11 protein-coding genes are annotated in these 15,943 nt (G+C 50.5%); all 11 read left to right on the top strand.

The genetic code is table 11. The features are described from left to right. Positions 1–85: 85 nt before the first annotated feature. Positions 86–1,354, top strand: a complete 1,269-nt coding sequence (locus AC6I3O_RS19695) for a 6-phosphofructokinase (RefSeq protein WP_497852328.1) — start codon at positions 86–88, stop codon at positions 1,352–1,354. 238 nt (positions 1,355–1,592) lie between these two features. Further along, positions 1,593–3,005, top strand: coding sequence for a hypothetical protein (locus AC6I3O_RS19690; RefSeq protein ID WP_497852327.1), 1,413 nt, complete (start codon positions 1,593–1,595; stop codon positions 3,003–3,005). Between the two features lie 233 nt (positions 3,006–3,238). Next, positions 3,239–3,808 (top strand): glycerol-3-phosphate responsive antiterminator, encoded by a 570-nt coding sequence (locus tag AC6I3O_RS19685; protein WP_497852326.1) that lies wholly within the window; start codon positions 3,239–3,241, stop codon positions 3,806–3,808. Between the two features lie 33 nt (positions 3,809–3,841). Further along, positions 3,842–5,347 carry a glycerol kinase GlpK gene (glpK, locus tag AC6I3O_RS19680; protein WP_497852325.1) on the top strand — a complete coding sequence of 502 codons (1,506 nt, stop codon included), beginning with the start codon at positions 3,842–3,844 and terminating at the stop codon, positions 5,345–5,347. A gap of 169 nt (positions 5,348–5,516) precedes the next feature. Continuing rightward, a complete protein-coding gene (locus AC6I3O_RS19675; protein ID WP_497852324.1) occupies positions 5,517–6,959 on the top strand; it encodes an NAD(P)/FAD-dependent oxidoreductase in 1,443 nt (480 codons plus the stop codon). Between the two features lie 19 nt (positions 6,960–6,978). Beyond that, entirely contained in the window at positions 6,979–8,247 is a 1,269-nt protein-coding gene (locus AC6I3O_RS19670) for an NAD(P)/FAD-dependent oxidoreductase (protein WP_497852323.1), read from the top strand. Between the two features lie 5 nt (positions 8,248–8,252). Then, complete coding sequence (locus AC6I3O_RS19665; RefSeq protein ID WP_497852322.1) at positions 8,253–8,666, top strand: DUF1667 domain-containing protein; 414 nt, start codon at positions 8,253–8,255, stop codon at positions 8,664–8,666. 1 nt (position 8,667) lies between these two features. After that, positions 8,668–9,192, top strand: a complete 525-nt coding sequence (locus AC6I3O_RS19660; RefSeq protein ID WP_497852321.1) for a GNAT family N-acetyltransferase — start codon at positions 8,668–8,670, stop codon at positions 9,190–9,192. 757 nt (positions 9,193–9,949) lie between these two features. Further along, positions 9,950–14,944: a VaFE repeat-containing surface-anchored protein gene (locus AC6I3O_RS19655; protein ID WP_497852320.1), complete on the top strand. Its 4,995-nt coding sequence runs from the start codon at positions 9,950–9,952 to the stop codon at positions 14,942–14,944. A 122-nt stretch (positions 14,945–15,066) separates the two neighbouring features. Continuing rightward, the gene (locus AC6I3O_RS19650; protein ID WP_497852319.1) at positions 15,067–15,639 is read left to right on the top strand and encodes a 2-oxoacid:acceptor oxidoreductase subunit gamma family protein; all 573 of its coding nucleotides are present in this window, start codon (positions 15,067–15,069) and stop codon (positions 15,637–15,639) included. Next, entirely contained in the window at positions 15,639–15,941 is a 303-nt protein-coding gene (locus AC6I3O_RS19645; RefSeq protein WP_497852318.1) for a 4Fe-4S binding protein, read from the top strand. Before AC6I3O_RS19650 ends, AC6I3O_RS19645 begins: the two co-directional genes overlap by 1 nt. Positions 15,942–15,943: the final 2 nt, after the last annotated feature.

Raw genomic sequence — 15,943 nt, 5'->3', positions numbered from 1 at the left:
TTAGATTTTTTGTGGACAATTACATCAGAATATATTAAGATGGTAATATCGTCAGAATTTATAAGAGAGAAAGGAATATGGGACTATGAAGAGAAATGTTATTGTAGGGCAGTCTGGGGGACCGACAGCGGCGATTAACTCAAGTCTTGCGGGCGTTTACCGTACTGCAAAGGATCGTGGGGCGCAGAAGGTATACGGTATGCTTCACGGCGTACAGGGATTGTTGGAGGAGAATTATATTGACCTGGCTGACCATATCAAGACAGAACTGGATGTGGAGCTTTTGAAGAGGACTCCGGCGGCATTTTTAGGTTCTTGCCGTTATAAACTTCCGGAGATTCATGAGAACCGCGAGGTTTATGACAAGATTTTCGAGATTCTGGAGAAGCTGGATATTGAGGCGTTTATCTATATCGGCGGGAATGACTCCATGGATACGATTAAGAAGCTGTCTGATTATGCAATCATTACGGGATTTTCCACCAGATTTATCGGATGCCCGAAGACGATTGATAACGACCTTGCGCTGACTGACCATACGCCTGGATATGGAAGCGCTGCGAAGTATATCGGTACTTCTATGAAGGAGATTATCCGTGATAGTTTCTGTCTGGAGACGGAGAACGGAATTGTTACGATTGTAGAGATTATGGGACGTAACGCAGGATGGCTGACCGGTTCGGCAGCATTGTCCGAAGGTGAGGACTGCGAAGGCCCGGATTTGATTTATCTGCCGGAGACGAAGTTCGATCTGCAGGCTTTTGGCAGAAGGGTAAAAGATCTGTTAGAGAAGAAGACATCTATCGTGGTCGCGGTATCAGAAGGAATCCGTACCGAGGATGGCACTTATGTATGTGAGCTTGGCAATAATATTGACTTCGTGGATGCGTTCGGACACAAGCAGTTGTCAGGAACGGCGTCTTATCTGGCAAGCTTTATCGCCGGAGAGCTTGGATGCAAGACCCGTGCAATCGAGCTTAGCACGCTGCAGCGTTCTGCGTCACATGCGGCGTCCCGTGTAGATATTCTGGAGGCTTATCAGGTCGGCGGTGCGGCTGTGAAGGCGGCTGACGAGGGAGATACCGGTAAGATGGTGGTACTGCAGAGATTGTCTGACGATCCGTATCAGTGCGGGACGGAAGTGAAGGATGTCCATAAGATTGCCAACGATGAGAAGCTTGTTCCGAGAGAGTGGGTGAACGAGGAAGGAACATACGTGACCAGCGAGTTCATTTCCTATGTAAGGCCGCTGATTCAGGGCGATGTTTCACCAGTCATGGTAGACGGTATCCCGAGACATCTGTATACGCCGAGAGAGCTGAGCTATAGACAGAAAAAAGGGAATGTAGAGTAGTAAAAAGACCGCTGCACGGGATATGTGCGGCGGTTTTTCGTATCACACATTATTTTCATATTTTAACCGACGCTCCTTTAATTTCCAAAATGTACTTGCAATTTTGCGGAAAATCAAGTAGTATAGAATTATTCTAATATTCTTAAAGAATTACGATTTCAGTTCATCCTAAGTTTTCACGTGCCTATTCCAAAGATAAAGATATCAAGTGATTAAAATTGAAAAAGAGGTGGTGTATGTGACAGGAAGAGAAGGGTTTGACGTATTGCGTCTGATTGAACATGGGCAGACTTGCTATATCAGTTCCGAGTATGTGGAAGGCAGAATACTTGCGGGATGGTTAAAAGCCTGTCCGGATATTACGAAAGAGCAGCTTTTTTCCCTGATGAGGGAGGCGGCAAATCAGCTTGGCATGATACATAAATGCCGGAAAAAGCCCTATTATCAGTATGTGAACCCCTACAGCATAGTGGTTACGGACGAGAGGAAGCTATATTTTCTGGATTTAGAAGCAGGTTCCAATGAAAAAAGGCTTAGGTTCATGCAGAGGCGCGTTGTCAGGGAGAATTTCCTTCCCAAAGAAGAAGCCTACTACCAGAGAGGAAATGCAGAGATTGACATCTATGGGCTTGGGAAGACGTTTCAGTATCTCCTTGCCGCATCTGCGCCGAACCCTCCGCTTAACGGGCGGGAGGAAAGGCGGTTTCTCAGAATCATTTCAAAATGTCTGAATTATCAATCAAAATCATCTTATCAAAGTGCGGCAGATATCCGAAGGAATATCCCACAATATAAGAAAAAAACAGAATATTCGCCTACATTTCGGAAACGCCTCCTTATGGCTTTAGGGGCGGCTGCCATCCTTGGGGCAGCGTGGAAACTTCAGGAAACCGGGACTTTTGGGGGATGGGAGGATGTCAGCGGACCGGAGGGCGTCAGTTTACAGGATTATGGATTGCAGGAAGGGGAGACGGGCTTTCGGACGAAATTATTGGCTGGAGACAGCGGCGAGGCATATATGGAGGTTGCGTTAGCGTACATTCTGGATTTGGAGGACTATGAGAAGAGCCTGTATTATCTGGACAAGATTGAGGAGTATATTCCGGCAAGGGATTTGAAGGAGATAGCAGAAGCGCTTTTCCAGGGAGTAAAGGAGCCGGAGACATTAGAAGCAAGCCTGCTTCGGTTGGAAGACGAGGCTTTTCAAGATACTACCGGGCAGTATTGTCGTTGTCTGATGAAAGGCTATGCATTGCTTGATACGGAACAGGCGGCCAAAGCCATCCTGCGTCTTGGCAGGCCGTATATAGAGCAGGCAGACGGCAGAGGGGAAGAGGCGGAAGAGATTTCAGAATATATGGCTTGGGCTTATGAGAAGATTGCCATACTATATGAAGAACGCGGGCAGAAGGAGAAGGCGGCAGAGACTTGTGTCCGGGGAATCGGGGAACTTGGCGGGGCGGAAAGGCTTGCAGTCATGCATATCCGGCTGATGTGTCAGGATACATCTCTAGAGCGTGACCAGTGCGGGCAGGCCATACAAGAATATATCCGTCAGACGCCGGGGATTTTGGAGAATGAAGAGTTCCAAAAGCTGCAGGAGGAATATGGGATACAGATGGAAGGAGAGCAGGTATGGGTAGGACGATAAAAAATATTGTTGAGTTGTTTGTGATACTGGGATTGATTTACTGGCAGCAATATGGTATAGTGATATCAGTTTCATAAACGGATTGAGATGGGAGAGCGAATCATTACGACAGAAATGTTGTTATTTAGTTTGCTCTTTTCTTATATTCTGCCATAGGATGGGGATGTCCTAGGCAGGCGGACATCGTCCGTTAAGATAAGGGATAAATAAGGAATATAATAGAGGGAAAAGGGATGGACAGAAAGTATTACGATGCAATCGAGAGTAATCCCGTCGTGGCCGCAGCAAAGGACAGAGAAGGGCTGGAAGAGTGCTGCGGGCTGGAAGATATCAAGGTAGTCTTTATTCTGTTTGGGGACATTTGTTCGATTAGAGACATTGTGGACAGGGTGAAAGCGTCGGGCAGGATGGCGTTCGTCCATATAGACCTTATCACGGGATTAGGCGCCAAAGAGGTAGCGGTGGACTATATCCGGCAGTATACGGAAGCGGACGGGATTATTACGACGAAGCCGGCGCTGGTTAGAAGAGGGAAGGAGCTTTCGCTGTGTACGGTGCTTCGGTATTTTCTTATCGATTCTATGGCTTTAGAGAATATACGGAATCAGCAGCATGGGATTAGGCCGGACTTTATCGAGGTGCTTCCGGGAATCATGCCGAAAGTAATCAGGGAGATCTGTAAGATTTCCAGGACTCCAATCATTGCCGGCGGGCTGATTACCGATAAAGAGGACGTAGTGGGCGCGCTGTCTGCCGGTGCGATAGCGGTATCCACGACGAACCGAGGCGTATGGCGGATGTAAACAGGATAAAATGGTTTTTAGGAGGGTGTGAGGATGGCGAAGTATGTAATGGCGTTAGACGCCGGGACCACGAGCAACAGATGTATTCTTTTCAACGAGGAAGGGAAGATGTGCAGCGTCGCGCAGCGGGAATTCAAGCAGTATTTCCCCAAGCCGGGCTGGGTAGAGCACGATGCAGACGAAATCTGGGCGAGCCAGATGGGGGTAGCCGTGGAGGCTATGAGTATGATAGGGGCGTCTGCTTCGGATATTGCCGCGATTGGAATCACAAACCAGCGGGAGACGGCAATCGTGTGGGACAAGAATACCGGAGAACCGGTCTACCATGCAATTGTGTGGCAGTGCAGGAGAACGTCCGAGTATTGCGATTCCCTGAAAGAAAAGGGATTTACGGATAAGTTCCGTGAGAAGACGGGATTAGTGATTGACGCTTATTTTGCCGGGACGAAGGTAAAATGGATTCTGGATCATGTGGAAGGCGCAAGGGAGAGAGCCGAGAGAGGGGAACTCCTCTTCGGAACGGTAGAGACTTGGCTGATATGGAAGCTTACCAAGGGCAAAGTCCATGTGACGGACTACTCCAATGCGTCCCGCACCATGCTTTTTAACATTAACACGTTGGAATGGGACGACGAGATTTTAGAAGAACTAACGATTCCAAGATGCATGCTGCCGGAGGCGAAGCCGTCCAGTTACATCTACGGTGAGGCAGACCCGTCCTTCTTTGGAGGCGCGATTCCGATTGCCGGGGCTGCCGGCGACCAGCAGTCGGCGCTGTTCGGGCAGACCTGTTTTACGGCGGGCGAAGCAAAGAATACATACGGCACAGGGTGTTTCCTGCTGATGAACACAGGTGAAAAGCCGGTGTTCTCCAAGAATGGGCTGGTGACGACCATAGCATGGGGACTGGACGGGAAAGTCAATTATGCCCTTGAGGGGTCGATTTTCGTTGCCGGGGCGGCAGTTCAATGGCTGCGGGATGAGATGCGCCTGATAGATTCTGCCATGGATTCTGAGTATATGGCAAAGAAGGTAAAGGATACCAACGGCTGTTATGTGGTTCCTGCGTTCACAGGGCTTGGAGCGCCTCACTGGGATCAGTACGCCAGAGGAACCATCGTCGGGATTACCCGCGGGGTGAACAAGTACCACATTATCCGCGCGACGCTGGAATCACTGGCTTATCAGGTCAACGACGTGCTGACGGCGATGAAGGCAGATTCCGGCATTTCACTGGCGTCCCTGAAGGTAGACGGCGGCGCCAGCGCCAATGATTTCCTCATGCAGACCCAGGCGGACATCATCAACGCCCCTGTACAGCGTCCCCAGTGCGTAGAGACGACGGCAATGGGCGCGGCGTATCTGGCGGGCCTTGCGGTGGGATACTGGAAGAGCAAGGAAGAAGTGCATAAGAACTGGGCAATCGACCGGAAATTTGAGCCGTCCATTCCGGAAGAGCGGCGGGCGAAGAAGATACTCGGGTGGAACAAGGCGGTTAAGTATGCCTATGGATGGGCAAAGGAAGAACAGGAAATGTAATTATATTTTTGAATAGAGGATTTGCAGGAGAGAAGAGCAGGGCAATGGACGCATTGAGAGATATGCGTTTATTGTCTTGCTCTTTTTGTACCTGACGCCTGCAGGGGCAGGGATGCCTTATGGTAAATGGATTGGATAGCAGATTTTAGGATGAGAAGGAGGCTTACTTATGTATCGATATGATGTAATCATTATAGGCGGGGGAGTGTCCGGCTGTGCGGCGGCAAGGGAACTGTCCCGTTATAAGGTAAATGTGTGTGTGTTGGAAAAGGAAGAGGACGTTTGCTGCGGGACGTCCAAGGCGAACAGCGGGATTGTCCATGCAGGGTACGACGCGCCAACCGGCTCCCTGAAAGCAAAGATGAACCTGCGGGGGAATGAGATGATGGAATCGCTGGCTCAGGAGCTTGATATTCCTTTTATCCGCAATGGTTCGCTGGTAGCCTGCCAGAACAAAGAGGATCTGCCAAGGCTTGAGGCGTTGTATGGCAGAGGGGTTGCCAACGGCGTGAAAGGACTCCGTATCCTGAACCGGGATGAGGCCTTAGAAAAAGAACCAAATCTTTCGGAGGACGTGTATGCGGCGCTTTATGCGCCCACAGGGGGAATCATATGTCCCTTTGAATTGAATATCGCCCTTGCGGAAAATGCCAGCATGAACGGAGTGGAATTCCATTTCCGTACGGAAGTGACGGGGATTGGGAAGCAGGAGGGTGGTTACCGGATACTGACGGGCCAAGGCGTCTATTTTGCAAAATATGTGGTGAATGCGGCGGGGGTCTACGCAGACAGAATCCACAATATGGTCAGCAAACGCAAGATTCACATTACGCCAAGGCGGGGAGATTACTGCCTGTTGGATAAGTGTGCCGGAAACCATGTGAAAAGTACCATATTTACGCTGCCGGGGGAATTTGGTAAGGGGATTCTGGTCACACCGACGGTTCACGGCAATCTGCTTCTGGGACCGACGGCGGTTGACATTCAGGACAAAGAGGGGACGAACACGACCCGGGATGGAATCGCTCAGGTGCTTGGTAAGGCGGGGATGAACGTGAAAAATATCCCTATGCGTCAGGTGATTACCTCATTTGCAGGATTGCGGGCGCATGAAGACGGGGATGAATTTATCATAGAAGAGTTAGAGGATGCACCGGGATTTATTGACTGTGCGGGAATTGAGTCTCCTGGGCTTACGAGCTGTCCGGCGATTGGGGAACGGATTGCCGGGATGCTGCGGGAGAGACTGGAACTTCAGGAAAAAGAGCGCTTCATCGCCACAAGAAAGGGAGTCCTGAAACCGGAAACGCTGTCTAAGGAAGAGCGGACGGCGTTGATTCGGGAGAATCCGGCGTATGGGAATATCATCTGCCGCTGCGAGATGGTCACAGAGGGAGAGATTATCGACGCCATACGGCGTCCCCTTGGCGCAAAGTCCTTAGACGGGGTGAAACGCAGGACGAGGGCGGGCATGGGGCGCTGTCAGTCAGGGTTCTGTTCTCCGAGGACGATGGAGATTCTTGCAAGGGAGTGGAAGATGGATATCCGGGAAGTGACGAAATCCGGCGGGAATTCTTATCTGGCTGTCGGGACGAATAAGGATGTATTTTAAGTTGTGAGGAGGCATCGATATGGAAAATTATGATATTGTGGTTATCGGGGGCGGCCCGGCCGGACTTGCGGCTGCAGTCTCGGCAAGGGAAAACGGAGTCCAAAGGATTGTCATTCTGGAACGTGACAAGGAGCTTGGAGGAATCTTGAACCAATGTATCCATAACGGTTTCGGATTGCATACTTTTAAAGAAGAGTTGACGGGACCTGAGTATGCAGGGCGGTTTATTGACGCGGTGAAGGGCTTGGGTATTGAATATCGGTTAAATACCATGGTCATGGACATAAGCCGCGGGAAGGTTGTGACGGCGATGAACCGGGAAGACGGACTGTTTGAGATTCAGGCGAAGGCAGTCATCCTTGCCATGGGATGCCGGGAGCGTCCAAGGGGGGCGCTGAACATCCCGGGATACCGTCCGGCAGGAATCTTTTCGGCAGGAACGGCACAGCGTCTTGTGAATATGGAGGGGTATCTGCCGGGAAGGGAGGTTGTCATCCTTGGCTCCGGCGATATCGGGCTGATTATGGCAAGGAGGATGACGCTGGAAGGGGCGAACGTGAAGGTGGTCGCGGAGCTGATGCCTTATTCCGGCGGTTTGAAACGGAATATCGTCCAATGTCTGGACGATTATGGAATTCCCCTCAGGCTGAGCCATACGGTAGTGGATATCAAGGGGAAGGAACGGGTTGAGGGAGTCACCCTTGCAAAGGTTGACGGAAAGGGAAAGCCGATTCCCGGCACAAAGGAATTCTATCCCTGCGACACGCTTCTGCTCTCTGTAGGCTTGATTCCGGAAAATGAGCTTTCCGGCGGCATGGGCGTGGAGCTGAACCCGGTCACATCCGGGCCAAGGGTGGATGAAAGCCTTGAGACGAATATTGAGGGTGTATTTGCATGCGGAAATGTACTCCATGTGCATGATTTGGTAGATTTCGTTTCGGAGGAGGCGAAGGCTGCGGGGAAAAACGCGGCGAAGTACGTGCAGGAGAAGAAGGCTGCGGGGGGAGATAACAGAAAGATTCGTTTGGCTGCGGGAGAAGGAGTACGTTACACAGTCCCGGAAACAATCTGTGTCAAGCGCATGGATGAACGGCTGACCGTACGTTTCCGCGTAGGAAGCGTATACAAAAATTGCTATGTCAGCGTTTATTTTGGAAAAGACAGGGTAATCCACAAGAAAAAGGCGGTGGCCGCCCCGGGCGAGATGGAGGAGGTTGTGCTTACGAAAGAGCAGCTTATGGAATATCCTACCTTAGAGGCAATTCATGTGAAGATAGAGGAGGCATAAGAGCGATGGAAGAGAAAAATCTAATCTGTATTAACTGCCCTATGGGATGCATGCTTAACGTTGCGATGGAAGAAGGGGAGATTCTTGGCGTGTCCGGGAACACATGCAGGCGCGGGGAGGCTTATGCCAGAAAAGAGCTGACGAACCCCACAAGGATTGTGACGACAACGGTGAAGGTGTCCGGCGGGGCTGCGCGGATGGTGCCGGTCAAGACGAGAGAAGATATTCCTAAGAGAAAAGTCCTTGAGTGTGTGCGGGCATTAAAGGATGTAGAAGCGAAAGCGCCAATCCGTATAGGAGACGTGATTGTTGAAAATATCGTGGGGACCGGGGTCGATATTGTTGCGGCAAAAGCAGTGGCACAGGAAATATGGCAGCCTGATGAGAAAGGGCATAAGACACTATTGAAGGACAGATGATATGTACATAGAAACTACACGGATGATCATTCGTGAATTTACACCGGAAGACGCCGTGGCACTCCACGACATCTTAGGTGATGATGAAACAATGGCAAACTGCGAACCGGCATATGATTTTGAGAAAACGAAGGATTTTCTGACTTCTTTCTGCATTGGCAGGAAAGGCGCGGTGGCGGCGATCCATAAGGAAAGCGGCAAACTGATAGGATACATCCTGTTCAATGAGCTTAACGAGGGTGTATATGAAATGGGCTGGATTTACAACCGCAGCTTTTGGCGGCAGGGTTATGCCTATGAGTCTTGTAAGGCTGTGATTGGCTATGCTTTTAGAGAACTAAATGCCCACAAGATATTTGCCGAAGCAATCGACCCCGTGAAATCCGTCGGTCTGATGCAGAAGTTGGGAATGCGTCTTGAAGGTATTTTGCCAAGCCAGACCAAGGATAAACAAGGCGGCTGGGCAGACCTTTACTGCTATGTCATGCTGGAAGATGATTGGAGAAGCTATGGAGACAAGCTTTGAGAATCAGCCGTAAACCTTATGGGATGAATGGAGGTGTTAGGATTTCCCGGCACCTCCATTGTTTTTTATGAGTTTTGAATCAAAGTCCCCCTTGACAGACTGGATTATTTTGCTATAATGTATCTAACGAAACATTGTTGCGGACAGTATCGGGCTGTCTACAGGACAATCGTCCTAAGCGACACGAAGAGTTCTGATTTATTCTTTTGTTTTCCATGAGATGTATCATATGGTTCATTTATTATCATTATCCAAGTTTACCCTAACTTTTATTGTCAGACATTCTTTTTTCATTTCTGTAATAATGTCTTACATTCTATCAATCTAAGATTCAAGCGTATTCATGTAACGAATCCCTGAATGAATACCCAAAGGGCACACCGTAATGCATGCCCCTTGCGGGGCGGGTGGACTTCGTCCAATAAGGTATACCCCAAGGGCACACCGTAATGCATGCCCCTTGCGGGGCGGGTGGACTTCGTCCAATAAGGTATACCCAAAGGGCACACCGTAATGCATGCCCCTTGGGTATGATTGAGTGAACCAGCCGGCACAGATTAAGGAAGGAGGTGTGAGGTTCCGGAAAACGAAATATCGGATAACAGAGCTTGATGGCAGGCAAATAACATCTTGCCATTGATATGCACAGGTTTCGGGGCGGGCATGCGGTTATGTGCCCGGATGTCATTATACCCGGAAATGCTTTATGGATAGGGTTTCCGGAAGAATCATCGGAATTCGGAAAGGAGAACAGAATATGGGAAGAATGAAGAGAGGAATTTCCATTTTGCTGGTATTTGTAATCTGTTTGCTGGCTTTGCAAAATGATGTGGGGAATGTTTCCGCTTCGGAAACGGGGCAGGAGGAATGGACAGTCCGGCTTGCGCAGACGGAGCATGGCAGGGTTAGGTTTGTAAGTTCAGACGAAGATAAGAATACAGGGCAAGACGGGGACAGTTTGGCAAGTTCAGGAGAAGATACGGACGAGGAGACAAAGGCGTACCGTACAGGGGATAAGGTTGCATTGGAGATAGATCCGGATAAAGGATTTTGCGTAGAGAACATTCGGATTCTGGATGCCGTGACAGAAGAAGAGATATCGCCGGAAGCCGTAAAAGAAGGGAAGGATAAGTATTCTTTTGTGATGGGAAATCAGCCTGTGATTGTCTGCGTTGATTTCCGGCTGGCAGACGAAGCCGACGAAGGAACCTTAGAGGGAGCCTCCGGGGAAGAAACTATTAGGGAAGGAAGCGATGGGGAGAATCTGGAAACGGAGTATCATTTCCCACAAAAAGGGTATGTGTGGGGGAAGGACAGCGACAGGACAGATACCGGGAAGGACGCCCGTCTGATTGGGGAAACCGGAGGGCGGAAGTTTCGGTCTGCAGCAGGTTCGGATGTGGTAATCCGTCCCGGTACTGCGCACAGCTATGGAAGCTGGGGAACCTGTGAGTTCACGGTAACGACCAGCGAGGGACAGTTTTTGGGGTACTGTGCGCAGCCGAACCTGAATACACCCAATGGGACATACCGTGTCTCAGAGCTTGACAATGATATGATTAAGGCGGCGCTTCTGATAGCGCCCGGAGGCGTACCGAAACTGTATCAGGATTATGGAAAGAACATTTATAACGAGAAGGACAATAATGTCTATGCCTACGCCCATGCCTTGATTGGATATCTGTATATGGGCTCCTTAAAAGGCCTGTCAACATCCATGGCGGCAGGAGTGCGGAATATGGCGGATGTGCTGAACCAGTTATCCCAGAATCCGGCAGACCCTTCCTATGGAGTTTTTCAGGATTACCTAAAACAGTACCGGGCCTATGTGGCATACACAGGAGCGGCAGATGTCCAGGATATTGTGTGGCTTGAAAAGAATCCCACCGGTTCTGCCAGATTAAAGAAGACTTCGGCAAACACAGAGATTACGGACGGGAACAGTTGCTACAGCCTTGCGGGGGCACAGTACGGCGTGTTCCGTGACAGCGGGTGTACACAGCAAGCAGCAGTCCTGACTACGGATGTGTCCGGGAACTCGGACACGGCAAGTTTAGACGCCGGGACTTATTATGTGAAAGAAATTACGGCGGCAAAAGGATATCAGCTTGATCCGGAAGTGTATCCGATACAAGTCTCGGCAGGACAGACGGCAGAATTGAACGTCAGCGACGAACCGATTTACGCACCCCCGGTCATTATTTATAAGGTTGACCGGGAATCCAGGGAAACAGCGGCGTTGGGGGCGGCAACGCTTGCAAACACGCAGTTCCGGGTAAATTTCTACGGCGGGCATTACACGAAGGAGAATCTTCCGGCATCAGCAACAAGGTCATGGGTCGTCAAAGCCGGGGAGCCAGTGGCAGGAAAAGGGTTTGAGGCAAAGGCGGCAAGTATACAAAAACCAGATAAAATTTCCGGAGACGCATTTTACCAGATTGGAGGGGAGATCATGCTGCCCCTGGGGACAATCAGCGTCGAAGAGATACAGGCGCCGGCGGGATACCAGCTTGACAGTCTTTACCTGAATGGTGAAGGCGTCGGCGGGACGGCGGAAAAAGTCCATGTCGCCCGGATTATCCAGGACGGAAGCCAGGGCATGGTGGAGGATGGTACAGAGTACCGGGTTGCGGACAGTGTGATCCGAGGGGATTTTGAACTGACGAAGATTGACAAGAATACCCAGCGTCCCATTGCCGGCGTGCCTTTTCGGATTACGTCAAAGACAACAAAGGAATCCCACGTCGTCATGACGGACGAGAACGGACATTATTCTTCCAGTACCGCATACGCCGCCCACAGCCATCGGACCAACGGCAGCCAGGCGGGAGACGGTCTGTGGTTTGGGCTTGGCAGGGATGGCGGGAGCGTCCCCGTGGATGACAGCGTGGGAGCGATGCCCTATGACACCTATACCATCGAAGAACTAAAGTGTGCAGCCAATGAAGGAAAATTCCTCTATTCCGGTTCATTTACCATCACCCGGGCAAACTATATCGTCAGTCTGGGAAATGTGGAAAATGCGGATGTTGCAATCGAGACCGCGGCAAGAGACGAGGCGACAGGAACACACTATGCTTTGGCGGATGATGTGACGTTGATTGACCGGGTTACTTATATCGGCTTGCAGAAAGAGAAGACCTACCGTCTGGAAGGGACGCTGATGAACCGGACGACGGGAGTTAAGGTCACGGACAGAGAAGGAAATCCCGTTACGGTGACAAAGACGTTCATCCCTAAGGATTCCAACGGAGAGGTTGAGGTGGAATTTACCTTTGACGCCTCAGGGCTTGCGGGAAATGACGTTGTAATCTATGAAAAATTGTATCTGGGAGATGAAAAGCTGGCGGAGCATGCGGACATCAACGACGATTCCCAGACCATCCATTTTCCTGCCATCGCAACGAGCGCGGCTGACCAGAAGAGCGGCAGCCAGATGGCGGCAGCAGAGGAAGAAATGATCATTGTGGACACGGTGTCTTATGAGAATCTGCGCGCCGGACGCAAATATAAGATTACTGGGATTCTGATGGATCAGGCGACAGGGAAAGCCGTCCTTGACGATAACGGAAGTAAGGTAGAGGCGGAGACATCTTTTACGGCAAAGGAGACAAGCGGGACGGTGGAAGTGGTATTTACTTTCCCGGGGAAGAAACTTGCCGGGAAGACCTTAGTGGCCTTTGAGACACTGAAAAAAGATAATCAGGAATATGCCGTCCACCATGACATCACAGACGATTCCCAGACAATTTACATCCCTAAGATTGGCACTGCCGTTTTGGACAATGACACGAAGTCACACATTTCAAGGGCAGATGGGGATGTGACGTTGGTTGACGTGGTGAAGTATGAGAACCTTCTGCCGGGAAGGGAGTATGTGCTGAAAGGAACACTGGTGGACAAGGAGACGAAGAAAGCGGCGGAAGATGCAGACGGGAAACCGATTACGGCGCAGACGGCATTTACCCCGACAAAGAAGGATGGAAGTGCGGAAGTGGTATTCCGGTTTAACGGGAGCAGGCTTGCAGGAGAGACAATGGTTGTCTTTGAAGAGCTGCTGTGCAGCGGGAAACTGGCGGCGGAGCATAAGGATGTAAAGGACGAGGGACAGACGGTGTATTTCCCGTCTATTGAAACCACGGCGACAGATAAGGAGACTGGCAAAGGGAATTCCTATGCAGGGCAGCAGGTGACGATTGAAGATGTGGTGCATTACGAGAACCTGATTCCGGGGAAAACGTATACGGTACAGGGAGTGTTGATGGACAAGTCAAACGGAGAGCCGTTGTTGGATGCCCAAGGGAAGGAGATTCGGGCAAAGAAGGAATTTACGGCGAAAGATACAGAGGGAGACGTGACCGTAGTGTTTGTATTTGACGGGAGTCTGCTTGCAGGAAAGACGGCAGTTGCGTTTGAGGAATTATTTTCCGAGAAGAAGAGCATTGCGATTCATGCAGATATCGAGGATGAGGCGCAGACGGTTGATTTTCCGGAGATTCAGACACAGGCGTTTAATCCCGAGACAGGGACGAATCTGACGAATGCGTCTAAGGAGGTTACGGTGGTGGACAGGGTTTCTTATCATCACCTGATACCCGGGCGCCGGTATCATCTCTACGGGGAGCTGATGGACCAAGAGACAGGGGAACCGGCGTTAGATGCCAAGGGAAAGAAGATTCGCGCAGATATGAAATTTGTGCCGGAGGAAGAGGAGGGTACGGTAGAACTGACCTTTCATTTCCCGGGGGAAGGCTTAGAAGGGCATACATTCGTCGTGTTCGAGGAGCTGTCGATGGAGAAGTCATGGTTTCGGAAAACGACGGCTGCAGTCCATAAAGATTTGGAAGATAAGGCGCAGACCATCCATATCCCGAAAGTCTGGACAGAGGCGGCAGATGATGAGACGCTGACCCATCAGTCGATGGCAGACGGGGAGATTGGCGTTACGGATCAGATCTTTTATTCAAATGTGGTGGTTGGAAATGAGTACACGGTGAAAGGAATCCTGATGGATCAGGAGACAGGCGAGACGCTGAAAGACGACGGCGGGAATGCGGTCACAGCAGAGGCGTCCTTCGTGGCAGAGGAAACCCAAGGGGAGGTTTCCGTAGAGTTTTCTCTGAGCGGGACATCCCTTGCAGGAAAGACGGCGGTTATTTTCGAGACACTGGAGTATGAGGAGCATCCTATCGCAGCCCATGAGGATTTGAAGGAGGTGAAACAGAGCATCTATTTCCCGACAATCAAGACGAACGCGAAGGATAAGGCAGACGGCGATAAAGAACTGGTGATTGGGGATATGGCGACGGTTACGGACCTGGTAGAGTATGAGAATCTGATTGAGGGCATGGAATATAAGGTTGTGGGCGTACTCATGGATAAGGCTGCAGGGGAGGCGTTGATGATTGACGGGACGCCAGTGACTGCAGAACGCGTCTTCAAGGCAGAGAAACCTACGGGAAGTATTGAGTTAGACTTTACCTTCCCAAGCGAGGGGCTTGGAGAGAAGGAACTGGTTGTGTTCGAGAAGCTCTATATGACGGGAAATGGGGAAGAGGTTGCGGACCATGAGGATATGGAAGACCAGAACCAGACCGTGAAGCTGGTAAGGAAACCAGAACCGCCGAGATTGCCCAGGTCGCCTAAGACAGGGGATGGAACGGTAGGGAGAATCTGTATCTGCCTGATTCTGGCCGCGGCAAGCGCAGCTGCCGCTATGGAGAGCGCGGGGCGAAAGCGGAGATGGAAGTAAAAAATAGTAATTCATTGTAGACACCAGACGAATCTTCAAGTACAATAGTGGATGTGAGAAAAACAGAGTTCACTCGGTAATAGCATACCCGGAAGAAAAATACAAGGAAAGGAAGAAGGAAGATGAGTAACCTTACAGAAATCAGATGGCACGGCAGGGGCGGCCAGGGCGCCAAGACGGCAGCCCTGCTCCTTGCAGACGTGGCGTTCCAGACAGGGAAATACGTCCAGGGATTCCCGGAGTACGGCCCAGAGCGTATGGGTGCGCCGATTACGGCGTATAACCGAATCAGTGACAGGCAGATCCGCGTCCATTCCAATATCTATACCCCCCAGTATGTGGTAGTCGTAGACGAATCGCTGTTAGAAGCAGTGGATGTGACTGGCGGATTGAAAAAAGATGGAGCGATCCTTGTCAATACATCCCGCCCCAAGGAGGAGATCCTCCCCCACCTGAAAGGCTATGAAGGAAAGGTATATACCATCGACGCCCACAAGGTATCCATGGCTGCGATGGGAAGATATTTCCCCAATACACCACTCCTTGCGGCAATCGTCAAAGTAGCGGAAATTATGGACGAAGAGACATTCTTGAGAGAAATGCGGGCATCCTTTTCACATAAGTTTGCCAGTAAGCCGGAGGTTATCGATGGCAATATGGCGGCTCTTGAGATGGCCCTTGAGGAGGTGCGGTAATGAGTACGGATATCAGGAAATTAGGTGTAAAAGCAACATGGAAAGAGCTGACGGAAGGCATGGTGATTGCCGGGGCAGGGACGTCCAAAGAGTTCAACACAGGTGAATGGTCCACAGACAAGCCGGTATTTATCGAAGAAAAATGTAAACAATGTCTTCTGTGTACGCCGGTCTGCCCGGACAGCTGCATCCCTGTGAAAGACGGCAAACGAGGCGAATTCGATTATGGGCATTGTAAGGGGTGCGGCATCTGCGTCAAGGCATGCCCGTTCGGTGCGATTACGATGGAAGGGGTGGAATAAGA

It is taken from the genome of Sporofaciens sp. St.21A7 (assembly GCF_059728535.1).
The sequence above is the reverse complement of the archived record's forward strand: the minus strand, read 5'-3'. Positions and strand labels throughout refer to the sequence as shown.